Annotated in this window: 17 protein-coding genes; 15 read left to right on the top strand and 2 right to left on the bottom strand. The window is 53.5% G+C overall.

Features of this window, described 5'->3' with window-relative positions:
• Positions 1 to 72 precede the first annotated feature (72 nt).
• Together glnD and map are read right to left on the bottom strand one after the other, a co-directional pair.
• The gene (glnD, locus tag WFO64_RS16095) at positions 73 to 2,727 is read right to left on the bottom strand and encodes a bifunctional uridylyltransferase/uridylyl-removing protein GlnD (RefSeq protein WP_337013082.1); all 2,655 of its coding nucleotides are present in this window, start codon (positions 2,725 to 2,727) and stop codon (positions 73 to 75) included.
• A gap of 64 nt (positions 2,728 to 2,791) precedes the next feature.
• Positions 2,792 to 3,586 (bottom strand): type I methionyl aminopeptidase, encoded by a 795-nt coding sequence (gene map, locus WFO64_RS16090; RefSeq protein ID WP_337013081.1) that lies wholly within the window; start codon positions 3,584 to 3,586, stop codon positions 2,792 to 2,794.
• 316 nt (positions 3,587 to 3,902) lie between these two features.
• On the opposite strand from map, the gene rpsB reads away from it, so the two are divergent.
• The 15 genes from rpsB (at position 3,903) to rnhB (ending at position 18,993) form a co-directional block, all read left to right on the top strand.
• Positions 3,903 to 4,628: a 30S ribosomal protein S2 gene (gene rpsB, locus WFO64_RS16085; protein ID WP_031375276.1), complete on the top strand. Its 726-nt coding sequence runs from the start codon at positions 3,903 to 3,905 to the stop codon at positions 4,626 to 4,628.
• 181 nt (positions 4,629 to 4,809) lie between these two features.
• Positions 4,810 to 5,661, top strand: coding sequence for a translation elongation factor Ts (tsf, locus tag WFO64_RS16080; protein WP_337013080.1), 852 nt, complete (start codon positions 4,810 to 4,812; stop codon positions 5,659 to 5,661).
• Between the two features lie 157 nt (positions 5,662 to 5,818).
• Entirely contained in the window at positions 5,819 to 6,544 is a 726-nt protein-coding gene (gene pyrH / locus WFO64_RS16075) for a UMP kinase (protein WP_337013079.1), read from the top strand.
• Between the two features lie 143 nt (positions 6,545 to 6,687).
• Positions 6,688 to 7,245, top strand: a complete 558-nt coding sequence (gene frr / locus WFO64_RS16070) for a ribosome recycling factor (RefSeq protein ID WP_010254103.1) — start codon at positions 6,688 to 6,690, stop codon at positions 7,243 to 7,245.
• Between the two features lie 111 nt (positions 7,246 to 7,356).
• Entirely contained in the window at positions 7,357 to 8,553 is a 1,197-nt protein-coding gene (gene ispC, locus WFO64_RS16065) for a 1-deoxy-D-xylulose-5-phosphate reductoisomerase (RefSeq protein WP_337013078.1), read from the top strand.
• Between the two features lie 181 nt (positions 8,554 to 8,734).
• Positions 8,735 to 9,487, top strand: a complete 753-nt coding sequence (gene ispU, locus WFO64_RS16060) for a (2E,6E)-farnesyl-diphosphate-specific ditrans,polycis-undecaprenyl-diphosphate synthase (RefSeq protein WP_009091989.1) — start codon at positions 8,735 to 8,737, stop codon at positions 9,485 to 9,487.
• An 18-nt stretch (positions 9,488 to 9,505) separates the two neighbouring features.
• Complete coding sequence (cdsA, locus tag WFO64_RS16055) at positions 9,506 to 10,363, top strand: phosphatidate cytidylyltransferase (protein WP_337013077.1); 858 nt, start codon at positions 9,506 to 9,508, stop codon at positions 10,361 to 10,363.
• A gap of 12 nt (positions 10,364 to 10,375) precedes the next feature.
• Positions 10,376 to 11,722 (top strand): sigma E protease regulator RseP, encoded by a 1,347-nt coding sequence (gene rseP, locus WFO64_RS16050; protein WP_337013076.1) that lies wholly within the window; start codon positions 10,376 to 10,378, stop codon positions 11,720 to 11,722.
• Positions 11,723 to 11,773: 51 nt separating this feature from the next.
• Positions 11,774 to 14,185, top strand: a complete 2,412-nt coding sequence (bamA, locus tag WFO64_RS16045) for an outer membrane protein assembly factor BamA (protein ID WP_337013075.1) — start codon at positions 11,774 to 11,776, stop codon at positions 14,183 to 14,185.
• 110 nt (positions 14,186 to 14,295) lie between these two features.
• Positions 14,296 to 14,793: a molecular chaperone Skp gene (gene skp / locus WFO64_RS16040; RefSeq protein ID WP_003852644.1), complete on the top strand. Its 498-nt coding sequence runs from the start codon at positions 14,296 to 14,298 to the stop codon at positions 14,791 to 14,793.
• 3 nt (positions 14,794 to 14,796) lie between these two features.
• Positions 14,797 to 15,822: a UDP-3-O-(3-hydroxymyristoyl)glucosamine N-acyltransferase gene (gene lpxD, locus WFO64_RS16035; protein ID WP_337013074.1), complete on the top strand. Its 1,026-nt coding sequence runs from the start codon at positions 14,797 to 14,799 to the stop codon at positions 15,820 to 15,822.
• 152 nt (positions 15,823 to 15,974) lie between these two features.
• Positions 15,975 to 16,430 carry a 3-hydroxyacyl-ACP dehydratase FabZ gene (fabZ, locus tag WFO64_RS16030; RefSeq protein ID WP_003852639.1) on the top strand — a complete coding sequence of 152 codons (456 nt, stop codon included), beginning with the start codon at positions 15,975 to 15,977 and terminating at the stop codon, positions 16,428 to 16,430.
• Positions 16,431 to 16,433: 3 nt separating this feature from the next.
• Positions 16,434 to 17,222 carry an acyl-ACP--UDP-N-acetylglucosamine O-acyltransferase gene (lpxA, locus tag WFO64_RS16025; protein WP_337013073.1) on the top strand — a complete coding sequence of 263 codons (789 nt, stop codon included), beginning with the start codon at positions 16,434 to 16,436 and terminating at the stop codon, positions 17,220 to 17,222.
• A 3-nt stretch (positions 17,223 to 17,225) separates the two neighbouring features.
• A complete protein-coding gene (gene lpxB / locus WFO64_RS16020; protein WP_337013072.1) occupies positions 17,226 to 18,374 on the top strand; it encodes a lipid-A-disaccharide synthase in 1,149 nt (382 codons plus the stop codon).
• Positions 18,367 to 18,993 carry a ribonuclease HII gene (rnhB, locus tag WFO64_RS16015; RefSeq protein ID WP_337013071.1) on the top strand — a complete coding sequence of 209 codons (627 nt, stop codon included), beginning with the start codon at positions 18,367 to 18,369 and terminating at the stop codon, positions 18,991 to 18,993. The genes lpxB and rnhB overlap by 8 nt, the downstream gene beginning before the upstream one ends.
• Positions 18,994 to 19,000: the final 7 nt, after the last annotated feature.

Here is a 19,000-nt window from a genome sequence, read left to right as displayed (position 1 = left end):
GATCTGTCATGTGCGATGCCGGGGAATACCCCGACACAAGTAAAGAGAATAATGTTTACAAATCGAGTCTGGTCACACTTTATCGTTTGGATTAAGGGCCTCTGTCAACCGTTGTTGCAACGCTTTGCGCATTTCTTCATCCAGCGCCTGACGTTCACTGTTGGCCAGAATAAACAAATCTTCGACCCGCTCGCCGATGGTGCTGATGCGTGCGCCATGCAGTGAGACACCGAGATCGGCAAAGACTTCGCCGACTCTTGCCAGCAGGCCTGGCTGATCCAGCGCCACCAGTTCCAGGTAGCTGCGACGATCGGTATGCGTTGGCAGGAAATTGACCTCGGTATCCACGCTGAAATGCCGGAGTTTGGCTGACGGACGGCGGGTACGTGGCGGTACCCACTCTGACTGGGTTATCGCCTGCTCCAGCGCCTGAATGATCATCGGATGGCGATCCGGAGAAAGCGGACTGCCATCCGGTTCCAGGACAATAAAAGTATCCATGGCCATGCCATCGCGGCTGGTGAAGATCTGCGCGTCGTGTACGCTGAGATTGCGGCGATCGAGTTCACCGGCGACGGCAGCAAACAGGTGCGGGCGATCGGGACTCCAGATAAAGATTTCGGTGCCGCCGCGCGTGGCCTGCGGGCTGACCAGCACCAGCGGTTTTTTCAGGTCGTGAACCAGTAAGTGGCGGGCATGCCACGCGATTTGATTCGGCGTATGGCGCAGGAAGTAGTCAGCGCGGCAACGTTTCCAAATCTGGTGCAGACGTTCTTCATCAATGTTGTCCATCCGCAGCAGCGCCAGCGCCTGCAGGCGATGATGACGCACCCGTTCACGCAGATCCGGACTGTTTTCCATGCCGCGTCGCAGCTGTTTCTCGGTAGCGAAAAACAGCTCGCGCAACAGGCTCTGCTTCCAGCTGTTCCACAGACTTTCATTGGTGGCGCAGATATCGGCTACGGTCAGGCAGACCAGATAGCGCAGCCGGTTCTCATTCTGCATCACCTCAGCGAACTGCTGGATCACCGTCGGATCCTGAATATCGCGCCGCTGAGCCGTCACCGACATCAGCAGGTGATGACGAACCAGCCAGGCCACCAGCTGCGTTTCACGCGAGTTCAGGCCGTGCATTTCAGCGAAATCGAGCGCATCCTGCGCGCCGAGAATAGAGTGATCGCCGCCGCGCCCTTTAGCAATGTCATGCAGTAGCGCTGCCATCAGTAACAGCTCCTGCTGTGGCAGGCGCGGCCATAACTCTACGCATAGCGGATGCTGCGGACGGGTAGTTTCATTAGCAAAGCTTTCCAGCTTTTGCAAAACCCGAATGGTGTGTTCATCAACGGTGTAGGCGTGAAACAGATCGAACTGCATCTGTCCGACGATATGGCTCCACAGCGGCGTGTAAGCCCACAACACGCTGTAACGATGCATCGGCACCAGCGCCCGACTGACCGCACCGGGATGGCGCAGAATCGACATAAAGATGCGTCGCGCTTCCGGGATCTGACACAGCGGTTGCTTCAGATGCCGACGTGCATGGCGCAGGTGACGCAGAGTGGTGGAGTAGATCCCTTTTATGCTGTCGTTACGCACCATGACGTAGAACATGCGCAGAATCGCCTGCGGTTCGCGTGTGAACAGCGTTTCGTCGCGCAGGTCGATTAAATCGCCACGCAGCTGAAAATCGTCATCTATAGGCTTGGGCTTTTCGCTGGTGGAGAGCGCCAGAATCGCCTCATCAAACAGCTGGAGCAGCATCTGATTTAGTTCGCCGATGCGGCGCGTGACCCGATAGAAATCTTTCATCATCCGCTCGACCGGCTCATTGCCCTCGCCCTGGTATTTCAGGCGTTGTGCCACGCTGAGCTGGCGATCAAACAGCAGGCGGTTATCGTAGCGGGGCAGGGAGAGATGCAGAGCAAAGCGGATGCGCCAGAGAAATGCCTGACATTCGTTAAGTTCGCTGCGCTCAGCGTCGGTGAGGAACCCAAAGCCGACCATCTCATCCAGCGTGGTGGCACCAAAATGGCGTCGGGCGACCCATTGCAGCGTATGGATGTCCCGCAGGCCACCGGGGCTGCTTTTAATGTCCGGCTCGAGGTTATAGCTGGTGCCGTGGTAACGCGTGTGGCGCTCCTGCTGCTCTTCGATTTTGGCGGCAAAAAAGCAGGATGACGGCCAGAAACCGTCGCTGAAGATGTTTTTCTGCAATTCAAGAAACAGCGCCACGTCGCCGGTCAGCATGCGTGATTCAATCAGATTGGTGGCAACGGTAAGGTCAGATAACCCCTCCAGCAGACACTCTTCCAGTGTGCGAACGCTGTGGCCCACTTCCAGTTTAAGGTCCCACATCAGAGTCAACAGGTCGCTGGTGCGCTGCGCAGCCTGTTCTTCCAGCGGCTGGCGGCTGAGGATCAGGACATCAATATCGGAGAGCGGATGCAGTTCAGCACGGCCATAGCCGCCAACGGCGACCAGCGCGATAGCTGGCATCTCATCAAAGCCAAAGAAGCACCACAGGCGACGCAGCAGCCGATCGATAAATAGCGTGCGGGCATCAATCAGCGGCTCAACGTCTTCACCGGCATCAAACGCGGCAGCCAGATGCTGCTGAAACTGCTCCAGCCGCGGCTTCAGAATGTCGCGGGTCAGCTGGTCGTCACCCCATTCGGCCGGCGAATCAACCAGACCGTTTTTCACCTCTTCCGACAGACTTACGCTCATGCTGCTCATCTCTTTTTAGCCAAAAAAAGCCGGCTCAGCGCCGGCTTGATCTGTAATGGGGGAATTACCCTTCGGCGACCAGCACAGCAGGCAGCGTGTCGTCTTTGCGCAGGGTTAAAATCTCACAGCCGTTTTCAGTCACCACAATAGTATGCTCATACTGCGCGGACAAGCTGCGATCTTTGGTTTTTACCGTCCAGCCATCTTTCATGGTGCGGATGCGATAATCTCCGGCATTGACCATCGGTTCTACTGTGAAGGTCATGCCCGCTTGCAGCACCACGCTGCCATCATCAGCATCGTAATGCAGTACCTGAGGCTCTTCGTGGAACCCCTTGCCGATGCCGTGACCGCAATATTCACGTACGACGGAGAAATCATTAGCTTCAACATACTTCTGGATTGCACGGCCCAGTTCGCGCAGGCGGATGCCGGGCTTAATCAGACGCAGAGAAAGATAGAGGCTCTCCTGCGTGACGCGGCACAGGCGCTCGCCCTGGATGGTCGGCTTGCCGACGATAAACATCTTTGAGGTATCGCCGTGGTACTCATCTTTAATCACGGTGACATCAATATTGACAATATCGCCATCTTTTAACGGGCGATCATCGCTGGGAATCCCGTGACACACCACTTCGTTCACCGAGATGCAGACCGATTTCGGAAAGCCGTGATAGCCGAGGCAGGCAGAAACAGCCTGTTGCTTTTGAGTAATGTGATCGTGGCAGATACGATCCAGCTCACCGGTAGTGACTCCGGGTTTGACGTGGGATTCGATCATCTCAAGCACTTCGGCGGCCAGTCGGCCTGCGACGCGCATTTTTTCGATTTCTTCAGGGGTTTTGATTGAAATTGCCATTAAATTAATCCGCAGTTGTCGACATTATCGACAATAATAAGTTCTGTGCTGCCATGTTAGCAGCCAGCAAAAGGGCTGCCAAATAGAGAACGCGCAGGCCGCGGCCTGTGATCATTTATTGGCGTCCCTGGGCTGGTTATGGTATAAAGCGCGCCGACGATTCTCTGTATGGCCGTTTCGGTCAGCAGGAAACGCATAACTCTCATTATGTGTAATAAAACACACATGTATCGACACATACGCCGGGGTGCCTCGAAAGAGGTCGGTCGTATGGGATACATGGAGGCCCAACCCCAATCAAAATTTAGAGGTAATCATGGCAACTGTTTCCATGCGCGACATGCTCCAGGCTGGTGTTCACTTCGGTCACCAGACCCGTTACTGGAACCCAAAAATGAAGCCATTCATTTTTGGTGCTCGTAACAAGGTTCACATCATCAACCTGGAAAAAACTGTCCCTATGTTCAACGAAGCTCTGGCTGAACTGAACAAGATCGCTTCCCGTAAAGGTAAGATCCTGATCGTAGGTACCAAGCGCGCTGCTGCTGAAGCGGTAAAAGAGTCTGCACTGAGCTGCGACCAGTTCTTCGTAAACCACCGCTGGTTAGGTGGCATGCTGACTAACTGGAAAACCGTGCGTCAGTCAATCAAGCGTCTGAAAGATCTGGAGACTCAGTCTCAGGATGGTACTTTCGACAAACTGACCAAAAAAGAAGCGCTGATGCGTGCGCGTGAACTGGCCAAGCTGGAAAACAGCCTGGGCGGTATCAAAGATATGGGCGGTCTGCCAGACGCACTGTTTGTTGTTGATGCTGACCATGAACACATCGCAATCAAAGAAGCAAACAACCTGGGTATCCCGGTATTTGCTATCGTTGATACCAACTCTGATCCAGATGGCGTTGATTTCGTTATCCCTGGTAACGACGATGCGATCCGTGCTGTAAACCTGTACCTGACTGCCGTTGCGACGACCGTTCGCGAAGGTCGCTCTCAGGACCTGGCTGAGCAAGCTGAAGAAGCGTCTTTAGAAAACGCTTAATAAGGTTTGCTCTGCATAAGAGCCCTTAGCATTCAGATGTGATCTGTAAGGGGCCTATACTGGCCCCTTTATTTTATCTAAGTCTGTCACGCCCCCAACCGGACGGCGGGGCAGAGTAAATTTTCCGCAAATAAGTGTTTGCTGGTGCACATGTACCCAGGCACGAACCGAGGATTCTGGAATGGCTGACATTACCGCTGCATTGGTAAAAGAACTGCGCGAGCGTACTGGCGCTGGCATGATGGATTGCAAAAAAGCGCTGACTGAAGCGAACGGCGACATTGAGCTGGCGATTGAGAACATGCGTAAGTCTGGCGCAATCAAAGCAGCGAAAAAAGCAGGCAACGTTGCTGCTGATGGCGTAATCAAAACCAAGATCGTTGGCGACTACGGCGTGATTCTGGAAGTAAACTGCCAGACTGACTTCGTGGCAAAAGATGGCGGTTTCCAGGCGTTCGCAGACAAAGTTCTGGATGTGGCTGCAGCTGATCGCGTAACCGACGTTGAAGCGCTGAAAGCGCAGTTTGAAGAAGAGCGTGTTGCACTGGTCGCTAAAATCGGTGAGAACATCAATATCCGTCGCGTTGCAATTCTGGAAGGCGCAGAGCTGGGCAGCTACCTGCACGGCGCACGTATCGGGGTTCTGGTTTCAGCAAAAGGCGCTAACGAAGAGCTGATCAAACAGATCGCAATGCACGTTGCGGCAAGCAAGCCTGAATTCGTTAAGCCAGAAGACGTTTCTGCTGACGTGGTTGATAAAGAGTACCAGGTTCAGCTGGACATCGCGATGCAGTCTGGTAAGCCTAAAGAGATCGCAGAGAAGATGGTTGAAGGCCGCATGAAGAAATTCACCGGCGAAGTCTCTCTGACTGGTCAGGCTTTCGTTATCGACCCAAGCAAAACCGTTGGCCAGGCTCTGAAAGAGCAGGGCGCTGACGTTATCAACTTCATCCGCTTCGAAGTGGGTGAAGGCATCGAGAAAGTTGAGTCTGACTTCGCTGCAGAAGTTGCAGCAATGTCCAAACAGTCTTAATGCTCTGAAAGAACCGCCAGATGGCGGTTCTTTTTTGTCTGTGAATCGCAACAGACACGTTTTCAGTTTCATCCCAATAGCATTTTCTTTGCGGTAAGCGGATGATCGATCAGAATTTACTTCTCCTTTACACCCTATCTTCCAGGAAGAACTGACCATGGCGACCAACGCAAAACCTGTTTATCAACGTATCCTGCTTAAACTCAGCGGCGAAGCCCTGCAAGGCGCTGAAGGTTTTGGTATTGACGCGAGTGTGCTTGACCGTATGGCACAAGAGGTAAAAGAGCTGGTTGAACTGGGCATCCAGGTTGGCGTGGTGATTGGCGGAGGGAACCTGTTCCGTGGAGCGGGCCTGGCGCAGGCAGGAATGAACCGCGTTGTGGGTGACCACATGGGTATGCTGGCAACCGTGATGAACGGACTGGCGATGCGTGATGCACTGCACCGCGCCTATGTGAATGCACGCCTGATGTCAGCGATTCCACTGAATGGCGTCTGTGACAACTACAGCTGGGCAGAAGCAATCAGCCTGCTGCGTAACAACCGCGTAGTGATTTTCTCCGCCGGTACCGGCAACCCGTTTTTCACTACTGACTCTGCGGCGTGTCTGCGCGGGATTGAGATTGAAGCGGACGTCGTGCTGAAAGCGACCAAAGTTGATGGCGTCTACTCTGCCGATCCGGTGAAAAGCCCGGACGCGACGCTATATGAGCAACTGACCTATGCTGAAGTGCTGGATCAGGAGCTGAAGGTGATGGATCTGGCGGCCTTTACCCTGGCGCGTGACCACAAATTACCTATCCGTGTTTTCAACATGAATAAACCTGGCGCACTGCGTCGTGTAGTGATGGGTGAAAAAGAAGGTACCCTGATTACGCATTAATACCCGAGGCGAGATAAAATAAGGTATATTCTGTCAGCGCGATAATAATGCATCGCGCACCAGTCAGGATTATCGATGATTATCGATCCCGCTTCCGGTTATGCCGGAACTGGCCAGGTCAAACCGAATCCAAGGGTTTCAACGTGATTAACGACATCAAAAAAGATGCTGACACGCGCATGGAAAAATGCGTTGAAGCATTCAAAACCACCATCAGCAAAGTGCGCACCGGTCGTGCTTCACCTTCGCTGCTCGACGGCATTGTCGTCGAATATTACGGCACGCCGACGCCACTGCGTCAGCTGGCTTCTGTCACTGTGGAAGATTCACGTACGCTGAAAATCAACGTGTTTGATCGTTCACTGAGTCCGGCAGTCGAAAAAGCGATCATGAAGTCCGATCTCGGTCTGAACCCAAGTTCAGCCGGTACTGACATCCGTGTTCCTCTACCTGCGCTGACAGAAGAGCGCCGTAAGGATCTGATTAAAATCGTGCGCGGCGAAGCCGAGCAGGGCCGTGTGTCGGTACGTAACGTCCGTCGCGATGCCAACGATAAAATCAAAGCGCTGCTGAAGGATAAAGAGATCAGCGAAGACGACGAACGTCGTGCGCAGGATGAAGTGCAAAAAATGACCGATGCGTATATCAAGAAAGTTGATGCCGCACTGTCAGAAAAAGAGACGGAGCTGATGGATTTCTAATTCCATCACTGCCGGAAAAAACGCCGTACAGAGAGGTATTCATATGAATGCGACATCTGGCGGCGTTTTACATTGTGCCTGTGGGCACGCTGACTTCACACGGATAGCCTCATGAAGCGACTAACTCTGCTGGGATCCACCGGCTCGATCGGCACCAGTACACTGGCGGTGGTTCGCGCCAACCCGGCGCTTTATCAGATTACTGCGCTGGTTGCCGGCCAGAACGTGGCGCTGATGGCGGAACAGTGTGCGGCCTTTACGCCGCGCTACGCCTGTATGGCAGATGAGGTATCAGCCACTGCGTTGCGTGAGCGACTGAGAGCAATAAGAGTCAATACTGAAGTGCTCTCCGGCGTTCAGGCAGCCTGTGAACTGGCCGCGCTGGATGAGGTGGATCAGGTGATGGCGGCGATTGTCGGTGCGTCGGGTTTGCTGCCGACGCTGGCGGCCATCCGCGCCGGAAAAACGGTGCTGCTGGCAAACAAAGAATCGCTTGTCACCTGCGGCCGTTTGTTTATGGAGGCCGTGCGTCATCATAACGCACAGTTACTACCGGTCGACAGCGAGCATAATGCCATTTTTCAGAGTTTACCGGCTACCATCCAGCATCAGTTAGGTTACGCTGACCTGCGGGATAATGGCATTGAGTCGATTATCCTTACGGGATCGGGTGGTCCTTTTCGTGACACAGATTTAGTCGATCTCAGCGCCATGTCGCCGGATCAGGCTTGTGCACATCCGAACTGGTCGATGGGGAGAAAAATCTCTGTCGACTCGGCCACTATGATGAATAAAGGTCTTGAGTACATTGAAGCCCGTTGGTTGTTTAATGCCAGCGCAGCGCAGATGGAAGTGATCCTTCACCCACAGTCGGTGATTCACTCCATGGTGCGATACTGCGATGGCAGCGTGCTGGCTCAGTTAGGTTCTCCGGATATGCGTACGCCCATTGCTCACAGCATGGCCTGGCCTTCGCGTATTAATGCAGGTGTGACACCGCTGGATTTTACCCGCATGTCGGCGCTGACCTTTGCTGAACCTGATTTTAGTCGCTATCCCTGTCTGAAACTGGCTATTGATGCCTGTGATGCAGGGCAGGCGGCGACCACTACGCTTAATGCAGCCAACGAGGTTGCCGTCGCGGCTTTCCTGAATCACCAGATCCGCTTCACCGACATTGCCGCGCTTAACAGTGCGGTAATGGCGGCACAGGTGTGTCCAGAGCCGGATTCGGTGGACGCTGTCCTTGAAATCGATCGTACTGCGCGCGCGCTGGCGACAGAAATGTTGCCGCGCTTCACGTTGTGAAGCCGATCGATATGAGGCCATTTGTTCGCTTCAGGTGAAAATGGTATAGTCGCTGGCTCGCGTTTCACGGTCTGTCACCGAATTCGGTGTGGCCCGGCACTGAGAGGGTGTCGGGATTTGAATCGGGCGCAATGTATTCAGAAACCACAGCATTTCTGATGAAAGGAATTGGTTAAGCGTTATGTCGTCTAACAATCACAACAACACTGATGACCAGCAGGGAAACGGTCCGCGCCACGTCGCTATCATCATGGATGGCAATGGTCGCTGGGCCAAAAATCAGGGAAAATTGCGTATTTCAGGCCATAAAGCTGGCGTTAAATCGGTACGCCGAGCCGTCAGCTTTGCGGTCAGTAACAATCTTGAAGCCCTGACGCTTTATGCCTTCAGCAGCGAAAACTGGAGTCGTCCGGCGCAGGAAGTCACCGCGCTGATGGAACTGTTTGTCTGGGCGCTCGACAGTGAAGTAAAAAGCCTCCACAAACACAATGTCCGTTTACGCGTCATTGGCGATACCAGCCGTTTTAGTCCACGTATTCAGGAACGTATTCGCCGTTCTGAGACGCTGACTGCAAATAATAGTGGCCTGACGCTCAACATTGCTGCCAACTATGGTGGCCGTTGGGATATTATCGAAGGCGTGAAAAAACTGGCTGAACAGGTTCAGGAAGGATTACTGCGTCCTGACCAGATTACCGAAGAGAGCCTGACGTCGCAGCTCTGTATGCAAGAGCTGGCGCCAGTGGATTTAGTGATAAGGACCGGGGGAGAGCATCGGATTAGCAACTTCCTGCTGTGGCAGATTGCCTATGCTGAGTTCTATTTTACCGATGTGCTCTGGCCGGATTTCGATGAACACGTTTTTGAAGGTGCACTGAATGCATTCTCTCTGCGGGAGCGTCGTTTTGGCGGCGCTGCACCAGGCGGCGCCTGAGCAATCTGGGGGTAACCTTTGCTGAAGTCTCGTCTGATTACCGCGTTGATATTAATTCCGCTGGTAATAGCTGCACTGTTCTGGTTACCGCCCGTTGGCTTCGCCCTTACAACCATCGTTATCTGCATGCTGGCTGCCTGGGAATGGGGCCAGCTGGCAGGGATGGCATCCCGGCAACAGCGCGTCTGGCTGGCTGTACTTTGCGGTCTGCTGCTGGCACTGATGCAGTTTACCTTGCCACCCTATCAACATGATGTGCATTTGCCACAGGTAGCGACATCGCTTTGGGCGTCGCTGGTGTGGTGGGTCGTTGCTCTGCTGCTGGTGCTCTCTTATCCCGCCTCTGCTGCTTTCTGGCGCCATTCGCGTCCACTTCGCTTACTGTTTGGCGTATTAACGCTGGTGCCTTTTTTCTGGGGCATGGTGGCGCTGCGCCAGTATCACTATGATACCGACCACTTCGCCGGTGCCTGGTGGCTGCTGTTTGTGATGTTGCTGGTGTGGGGAGCTGATTCAGGTGCCTACATGTTTGGCAAGATGTTCGGCAAGCACAAGCTGGCACCGAAAGTCTCGCCAGGCAAAACCTGGGAAGGCTTCCTGGGCGGCCTGGTCTCTTCGGCGCTGATTGCGCTGCTTTTTGCGACTCTGGCTCCGCTGACGGTTTCCATCGGTACGCTGGTCATTTGCGCAATTATCGCGACGCTGGCCTCAGTGCTGGGCGACCTCACTGAGAGTATGTTCAAACGTGAAGCGGGCATCAAAGACAGTGGTAATCTGATCCCTGGTCACGGCGGCATCCTTGATCGCATTGATAGTCTTACTGCGGCGGTGCCGGTGTTTGCCTGTTTATTGCTGCTGGTGTTCCGCACCCTTTAAGGACAGGCAAAGATGTTGAGCATACTTTGGAGTTTCGTCGCCTTTATCGTTGCGCTGGGCGTGTTGATTACCGTTCATGAGTTTGGCCATTTCTGGGTCGCTCGCCGCTGTGGTGTCAAAGTTGAGCGCTTTTCCATTGGTTTCGGTAAGTCGCTCTGGCAGCGCCGTGACCGCCATGGCACCGAATTCGTCATCGCGCTGATTCCCCTCGGCGGCTACGTTAAAATGCTCGACGAACGCGTTGAAAGCGTACCAGCCGAGCTGCGGCATCAGGCTTTTAACAACAAAGCCGTCTGGCAACGCGCCTCAATCATTGCGGCAGGCCCTGTCGCTAACTTCATCTTTGCCGTCTTTGCCTACTGGGTTGTGTTTATTCACGGCGTGCCCGGTGTGCGCCCGGTAATCGGTGAAATTTTAAACGGTTCGGTGGCTGCGGAAGCCCAAATTACGCCTGGCATGGAACTTAAGGCAGTTGACGGTATCGAAACGCCTGATTGGGATGCTGTGCGTATGGCGCTGGTGGGTAAAATCGGCGACAGCAGCACCACCATAACAGTGGCACGATTTGGCGAGGATGCGACCCAGCAGAAACAGCTCGATCTGCGTAACTGGCAGTTTGAGCCTGATAAGCAGGATCCAGTTGTTGCGTTAGGGATTCAGCCACGCGGTCCGCAAATTGAGACCACGCTGGCAGAAGTACAGGCGGACTCGCCAGCCAGTGAAGCCGGTTTGCAAGCAGGCGACAGGATCGTTAAAGTCGATGGTCAGCCATTGTCGCAGTGGCAGACTTTTGTCATGCAGGTACGGGATAATCCTGGCAAAAGCATGGCGCTTGAGGTGGATCGCGGCGGTGACTCAATTGCGCTGACGATGACGCCAGAAGCGAAACCTGGCACTAAAGCGGGATTTGCCGGTGTCATTCCGCGCATTGTTCCTCTGCCAGAAGAGTACAAGACGGTAAGACAGTATGGTGCGTTTGCGGCTATCGGTGAGGCCAGTGTAAAAACCTGGCAGCTAATGAAGCTCACCGTCTCCATGCTTGGCAAGTTAATAACCGGTGATGTGAAGCTGAACAACCTAAGCGGGCCAATTTCGATTGCGCAGGGTGCAGGGTTGTCAGCAGAGTATGGGTTGATTTACTACCTGATGTTCCTGGCGTTGATTAGCGTCAACCTGGGCATCATCAACCTGTTTCCTCTACCGGTTTTAGATGGTGGGCACTTGCTCTTCCTGGCGATCGAAAAGATCAAAGGTGGACCGGTGTCCGAGCGAGTTCAGGACTTTAGTTATCGCATCGGTTCGATTTTACTGGTGCTGTTAATGGGGCTTGCACTTTTCAATGATTTCTCACGTTTGTAACCGCTGGAACGCGAACATTCGAGGGATGTGTTAGGAAAACGCATAACAACGATGGCGATGAAAAAGTTGCTCATAGCGTCGCTGCTGTTTAGCAGCGCCACCGTTTACGGTGCAGACGATTTCGTGGTGAAGGATATTCATTTCGAAGGGCTGCAGCGAGTCGCCGTCGGCGCGGCTCTGCTGAGCATGCCAGTACGGGTTGGCGATACGGTGAATGACGATGATGTCAGAAATACTATCCGCTCGCTGTTCGCTACTGGCAACTTTGAGGATGTTCAGGTCCTGCGAGACGGTACAACGCTGATTGTCCAGGTCAAAGAACGTCCTACCATTGCCAGCATTACCTTCACCGGTAACAAAGCGGTGAAAGAGGATCAGCTCAAACAAAATCTGGAAGCCTCAGGTGTTCGTGTCGGCGAAGCGCTGGACCGCACCACTATCTCCTCTATTGAGAAGGGACTTGAGGATTTCTACTACAGCGTAGGTAAATATACCGCCAACGTGAAAGCCGTGGTCACACCATTGCCGCGTAACCGTGTTGATCTGAAGCTGGTCTTTACTGAAGGTGTCTCTGCCAAAATTCAGCAGATCAACATCGTCGGTAATAAAGCTTTCAGCTCCGATGAATTGATTTCCCGCTTCCAACTGCGCGATGAAGTGCCGTGGTGGAACGTGGTCGGCGATCGTAAATACCAGAAGCAGAAACTGGCGGGTGACCTCGAAACCCTGCGCAGCTTCTATCTGGATCGTGGCTATGCACGTTTTAACATCGATTCAACGCAGGTCAGCCTGACGCCTGATAAAAAAGGTATCTACATCACGGTGAACATCACCGAAGGTGACCAGTACAAAATCGCTGGCGTGATCGTCAATGGCAGCATGGCGGGCCATTCAGCAGAAATTGAACATCTGACCAAAATTCCGGCAGGCGAGCTGTATAACGGCGCCAAAGTCACGAAAATGGAAGATGACATTAAGAAACTGCTGGGCCGTTACGGCTATGCCTATCCGCGCGTGGCAACGCAGCCAGAAATCAACGACGCCGATAAAACGGTAAAACTGCATATCAATGTGGACGCGGGTAACCGTTACTACGTGCGTAACGTCCGTTTCGAAGGCAATGACACCTCAAAAGACTCGGTGTTACGTCGCGAAATGCGTCAGATGGAAGGCGCGTGGCTGGGCAGCGATCTTGTTGAGCAGGGTAAAGAGCGTCTGAACCGTACCGGTTATTTTGAAACCGTTGATGTGGATACGCAGCGAGTGCCAGGTTCGCCAGACCAGGTTGACGTGGTCTACAAGGTTAAAGAACGTAACACCGGTACTTTTAACTTTGGCGTCGGCTACGGCACCGAAAGTGGTGTGAGTTTCCAGGTGGGGGTCACGCAGGACAACTGGCTGGGCACCGGTAATACCGTGGGCATTAGCGGGACCAAAAACGATTACCAGACTTACGCTGAATTCTCGCTTACTGACCCTTACTTCACCGTTGATGGTGTGAGTCTGGGTGGTCGTCTGTTCTACAACGACTTCAAAGCGGACAATGCGGACCTTTCGGACTATACCAACAAAAGTTATGGTCTGGATGGCACGCTTGGCTTCCCGGTCAACGAAAACAACACCCTGCGTGTCGGTCTGGGCTATGTCCACAATGACCTGTCAAACATGCAGCCTCAGGTTGCGATGTGGCGTTATCTTGACTCAGTCGGCAAGCCGCAGCAGCTCAATGATGACGGTGATTTCTCAGCGGATGACTTCACCTTTAACTACGGCTGGACCTATAACACCCTGGATCGTGGTTTCTTCCCAACGTCCGGTAACCGCACTAACCTGAATGGCAAGGTGACGATTCCAGGTTCGGATAACAGCTTCTATAAGGCTACGTTGGACACTCAGCAGTATGTGCCGATTAACCAGGATCGTACCTGGGTGCTGTTGGGGCGTGGTCGTGTAGGTTATGGCGATGGGCTGGGCGGCAAAGAGATGCCGTTCTACGAGAACTTCTATGCCGGTGGTTCAAGCACCGTTCGTGGCTTCCAGTCCAACACCATTGGACCGAAAGCCGCTTACTTTAATAACAACTCGTCGAATTGCCGAATCGCCGATCCAAATGGCGTCTGTAAGTCTGACGATGCGGTGGGCGGTAACGCCATGGCGATTGCCAGCCTTGAGCTGATCACGCCAACGCCGTTCCTGAGCGAGAAGTATGCTAACTCAGTTCGTACCTCGGTGTTTGTTGATGCCGGTACCGCGTGGGATACCCATTGGGAAAATACTGCAGAAACGCGCGCTGCGGACATTCCCGACTACAGTGATCCAAACAATATCCGCGTATCAAGCGGTCTTGCGCTGCAGTGGATGTCACCGCTCGGCCCGCTGGTGTTCTCGTACGCCCAGCCGATCAAGAAAGTTGATGGAGACAAGTCAGAGCAGTTCCAGTTTAACATTGGTAAAACCTGGTAATGTTCTGAGCATGGATGCATAGCTGAAGTATTGCTGCCGGACAGCACTTGTTGCTGATCCGGGGCAAACACTGTGTCGCTGACACAAACGTTGATGGTAAGGAGTTTATAGTGAAAAAGTTGTTGTGTGCCGCAGGTCTGGGTCTTGCTTTAGCGGTTTCCGCTGGTGTTCAGGCTGCCGACAAAATTGCAGTGGTAAACGTGTCCAGCATTTTCCAACAGTTACCGCAACGTGCGACTGTTGCTAAACAGTTGGAAAACGAGTTCAAAGGCCGTGCAACTGAGTTGCAGAGCCAGGAGCGCGATCTGCAAACCAAAATGCAGCGTCTGCAGCGTGACGGTTCTACCATGAAGGCGAGTGAACGCAGCCGTATGGAAAAAGATGTCATGTCTCAGCGTGAAGCTTTCTCTTCAAAAGCCCAGGCTTTTGAGCAGGATAATCGCCGTCGTCAGATGGAAGAGCGTAACAAGCTGCTGAGCCGCATTCAGGATGCCGTGAAGAAAGTCGCTGACAGCGATGGTTACGACGTCGTCATCGACGCTAACGCAGTGGCTTATGCATCAAACGCAAAAGACATCACTGCTGACGTGCTGAAACAGGTTAAATAATTGATGTCATCTATTCGACTGGCTGATTTAGCCCAGCAGTTGGATGCAGAATTGCACGGAGATGGCGATATCGTCATCTCCGGCATTGCTTCTATGCAATCCGCCACAACTGGCCAAATCACTTTTCTTGCAAACAGCCGTTACCGCGAGCAACTCGCCCTGATTAAGGCCTCAGCCGTGGTGCTGACGGAAGCGGATCTGGAGTGGTGCAATACCGCCGCGCTGGTAGTGAAAAATCCCTACCTGACCTATGCGCGTATGGCACAAATACTCGATACCACCCCGCAGCCGGCGCAAAATATCGCCCCCAGTGCGGTGATCGATCCCTCAGCCCGACTCGGCAGCAACGTCGCTATTGGCGCCAATGCGGTGATCGAAGCGGACGTGGAGTTGGGCGATAACGTGGTCATTGGTGCGGGTTGCTTTATCGGCAAAAAAACCTGTATCGGCAGCGGAACCCGTCTGTGGGCCAACGTCTCTGTTTATCACGAGATTGAGATCGGCCAGGATTGCCTGATTCAATCAGGTACCGTTATCGGTTCTGATGGTTTCGGCTATGCCAACGATCGCGGTAATTGGGTAAAAATCCCGCAGTTAGGCGCGGTAGTTATCGGCGATCGCGTAGAAATAGGTGCCTGCACCACTATTGATCGCGGTGCGCTGGATAACACTCTGATCGGCAATGGTGTTATCATAGACAACCAGTGCCAGATCGCTCACAACGTAGTTATTGGCGACAATACTGCGGTTGCAGGCGGTGTGATCATGGCGGGTAGTTTGAAAATTGGACGTTACTGTATGATTGGCGGTGCCAGCGTCATTAACGGCCATATGGAAATCTGTGACAAAGTAACAGTGACCGGTATGGGTATGGTCATGCGTCCTATCACAGAGCCTGGTGTCTATTCGTCAGGCATTCCGCTACAACCCAACAAAACCTGGCGCAAAACTGCAGCGCTGGTGATGAACATCGATGACATGAGCAAACGCTTAAAAGCCATCGAGCGCAAGGTCGGCAAAGACGACTAACCGCCATCCCAAAACTGACCGGCTTTCATAATAAAAATGTTAAGCAGGGAAGCCCGGCGCCACAGAACCTATTTGCGGCCTGCGGAAGATCATCTTGATCTGTGCAGGCCGTGTTATTGATGTCATCAGATTTTTAGGACAGGAAGAGTATTTTGACTACTGAAACTCATACTCTGAAAATTGAAGAGATTTTAGAGCTGCTGCCGCACCGCTATCCGTTTCTGCTGGTAGACCGCGTGCTGGAATTTGAAGAGCACAAATACCTGCGTGCAGTGAAGAACGTTTCTGTTAACGAACCGTTTTTCCAGGGGCACTTCCCTGGTAAACCGATTTTTCCTGGCGTTCTTATCCTGGAAGCCATGGCGCAGGCTACCGGTATTCTGGCGTTTAAAAGCGTAGGTAAACTGGAGCCAGGCGAACTCTATTACTTTGCCGGTATCGACAGTGCCCGTTTCAAACGCCCTGTTGTACCAGGCGACCAAATGATCATGGAAGTGACTTTCGAGAAAACCCGCCGTGGTCTGACCCGCTTTAAAGGCGTGGCGACTGTCGACGGTAAAATCGTTTGTGAAGCGACCATGATGTGTGCCCGCAGCCGGGAGGCATAATTCGTGATTGATCCAACCGCCACTATCCATCCCAGTTCTGTCATCGAAGAGGGCGCTATCATTGGTGCCCGCGTTCACATTGGCCCGTTTTGCTTTATTGGCGCGAATGTTGAGATCGATGAAGGAACGGTACTGAAGTCACATGTTGTGGTGAACGGCCACACGCGTATCGGAAAAGATAATCAGATCTATCAATTCGCCTCGATTGGCGAAGTGAATCAGGATCTGAAATATGCCGGTGAGCCGACACGGGTTGAGATCGGTGATCGCAACCGCATCCGTGAAAGCGTGACGATTCATCGCGGCACCACTCAGGGTGGCAATGTCACCACGGTGGGCAGTGATAATCTGCTGATGGTGAATGTCCACATCGCGCATGACTGCGTGATTGGCAACCGCTGTATCTTCGCCAACAATGCCACTTTGGGTGGTCACGTGACGGTCGATGATTTCGCCATTATTGGCGGCATGACAGCGGTACATCAGTGGTGCATCATCGGTGCTCATGTGATGGTTGGTGGCTGTTCCGGCGTGGCGCAGGATGTACCGCCTTATGTTATTGCGCAGGGCAACCACGCGACGCCGTTCGGGATCAATATCGAGGGCCTCAAGCGTCGTGGCTTTAGTAAAGAGTCGCTGCACGCTATCCGCAACGCCTACAAGTTGCTCTATCGTAGCGGCAGAACGCTGGAGGAAGTGAAGCCGGAGATCGAAGCCATCGCGCAGCAGCACAGCGAAGTGCAGCCTTTCTACGACTTCTTCACCCGTTCAACCCGTGGATTAATTCGTTAATCCATGTCAGCGCGTCTTTTAACGATTGCCCTGGTCGCCGGAGAAACCTCCGGCGATATTCTTGGTGCAGGTCTGATCCGTGCCCTGAAAGCCCGTCATCCTGATGCTCGCTTTGTCGGCGTAGCAGGTCCATTGATGCAGGCAGAAGGATGTGAAGCCTGGTATGAGATGGAAGAGCTGGCGGTAATGGGTCTTGTCGAGGTGCTGGGTCGCCTGCAACGTTTGCTGAAAATCCGCCGCGATCTCACCCGGCGCTTTTCCGAACTCAGACCCGATGTCTTTATCGGGATTGATGCGCCCGATTTCAATATCACTCTGGAAGGCAACCTCAAACGCACTGGCATTCGCACTATTCACTATGTCAGTCCCTCGGTATGGGCATGGCGGCAAAAGCGCGTCTTTAAGATTGGTCGCAACACCGATTTGGTGCTGGCGTTCCTGCCGTTTGAAAAAGCCTTCTACGATCGCTATAACGTTCCCTGTCGCTTTATTGGCCACACTATGGCGGATGCCATGCCGCTGCAACCCGATAAGCTGGCTGCGCGCCGTCATCTCGGCATTGCCGATGATGCCCTCTGTCTGGCCCTGCTGCCCGGCAGTCGGGGGGCGGAAGTGGAAATGCTCAGCGCTGATTTCCTGAAAACAGCTCAATTGTTGCGTCGTCACTACCCAACGCTGGAAATTGTAGTGCCGCTGGTTAACGACCGCCGCCGCGAACAGTTTGAGAAGATTAAAGCGGAAGCCGCACCCGAACTTCCCATGCATCTGCTGGATGGGCAGGGACGTGAGGCGATGATTGCGAGCGATGCTGCACTTCTGGCGTCAGGCACTGCCGCACTGGAGTGCATGCTGGCAAAATGCCCAATGGTAGTCGGTTATCGCATGAAGCCGGCCACTTTCTGGCTGGCGAAACGGCTGGTAAAAACGCCTTACGTATCGCTGCCAAACCTGCTTGCAAAGCGTGAGCTGGTCAAAGAGTTACTGCAGGATGAGTGTCAGCCCGAAGCTCTGGCCGCGGCGTTAGATCCGCTGCTGCATGCCGGGCCTGATCGTGAAGCACTTCTGCAGACGTTTCATGAATTACATCAACAGATCCGCTGGAACGCCGATGAACAGGCAGCTGATGCGGTACTGGAGCTGGCGAATGCCTGATTTTATCTATCCCGCAGCCAGACTGATTGCCGGTGTGGACGAAGTGGGTCGCGGTCCGCTGGTCGGCGCGGTCGTTACTGCCGCGGTGATCCTCGATCCGGCAAACCCAATTACCGGTCTTGCTGACTCTAAGAAACTGTCGGAAAAGCGCCGCCTGGCGTTGTATGACGAAATTAAAGAGAAAGCGCTGGCATGGAATCTGGGACGCGCAGAGGCGGAAGAGATCGATCAGCTGAACATTTTGCACGCCACCATGCTGGCGATGCAGCGCGCCGTTGCTGGCCTCGGCATTCAGCCCGATTATGTGCTGATTGATGGTAACCGTTGCCCAACCCTGCCTATGCCTTCACAGGCGGTGGTTAAAGGTGACAGCCTTGTTGCCGAAATCAGTGCGGCCTCGATTATTGCCAAAGTGTCGCGTGATCGTGAGATGGCCGAGCTGGATCTGCTCTTCCCGCAGTATGGTTTTGCGCAGCACAAAGGTTATCCGACGGCGCTGCACATGGAAAAACTGACGCAGTATGGCGTCACGCCGCACCACCGTCGCAGTTTTGCGCCCGTACGCAATGCGCTGCTCGATGCTGAAATAGTGGCTGCCCGCCAGACCCTTACGCTTTAATAGCCTG

Origin of the sequence: Pantoea sp. AS142 (assembly GCF_037152305.1) — a bacterium.
Lineage (GTDB): Bacteria > Pseudomonadota > Gammaproteobacteria > Enterobacterales > Enterobacteriaceae > Pantoea.
This window is presented reverse-complemented; position numbering and strand designations above follow the sequence as displayed.

Bases quoted from the DNA above. Each gene is read 5' to 3' on its own strand.
- rpsB (WP_031375276.1), top strand. From the start codon at position 3,903: ATGGCAACTGTTTCCATGCGCGACATGCTCCAGGCTGGTGTTCACTTC.
- lpxD (WP_337013074.1), top strand. From the start codon at position 14,797: ATGTCATCTATTCGACTGGCTGATTTAGCCCAGCAGTTGGATGCAGAA.
- pyrH (WP_337013079.1), top strand. From the start codon at position 5,819: ATGGCGACCAACGCAAAACCTGTTTATCAACGTATCCTGCTTAAACTC.
- bamA (WP_337013075.1), top strand. From the start codon at position 11,774: ATGGCGATGAAAAAGTTGCTCATAGCGTCGCTGCTGTTTAGCAGCGCC.
- glnD (WP_337013082.1), bottom strand. From the start codon at position 2,727: ATGAGCGTAAGTCTGTCGGAAGAGGTGAAAAACGGTCTGGTTGATTCG.
- ispC (WP_337013078.1), top strand. From the start codon at position 7,357: ATGAAGCGACTAACTCTGCTGGGATCCACCGGCTCGATCGGCACCAGT.
- tsf (WP_337013080.1), top strand. From the start codon at position 4,810: ATGGCTGACATTACCGCTGCATTGGTAAAAGAACTGCGCGAGCGTACT.
- ispU (WP_009091989.1), top strand. From the start codon at position 8,735: ATGTCGTCTAACAATCACAACAACACTGATGACCAGCAGGGAAACGGT.
- lpxB (WP_337013072.1), top strand. From the start codon at position 17,226: ATGTCAGCGCGTCTTTTAACGATTGCCCTGGTCGCCGGAGAAACCTCC.
- map (WP_337013081.1), bottom strand. From the start codon at position 3,586: ATGGCAATTTCAATCAAAACCCCTGAAGAAATCGAAAAAATGCGCGTC.
- rseP (WP_337013076.1), top strand. From the start codon at position 10,376: ATGTTGAGCATACTTTGGAGTTTCGTCGCCTTTATCGTTGCGCTGGGC.
- rnhB (WP_337013071.1), top strand. From the start codon at position 18,367: ATGCCTGATTTTATCTATCCCGCAGCCAGACTGATTGCCGGTGTGGAC.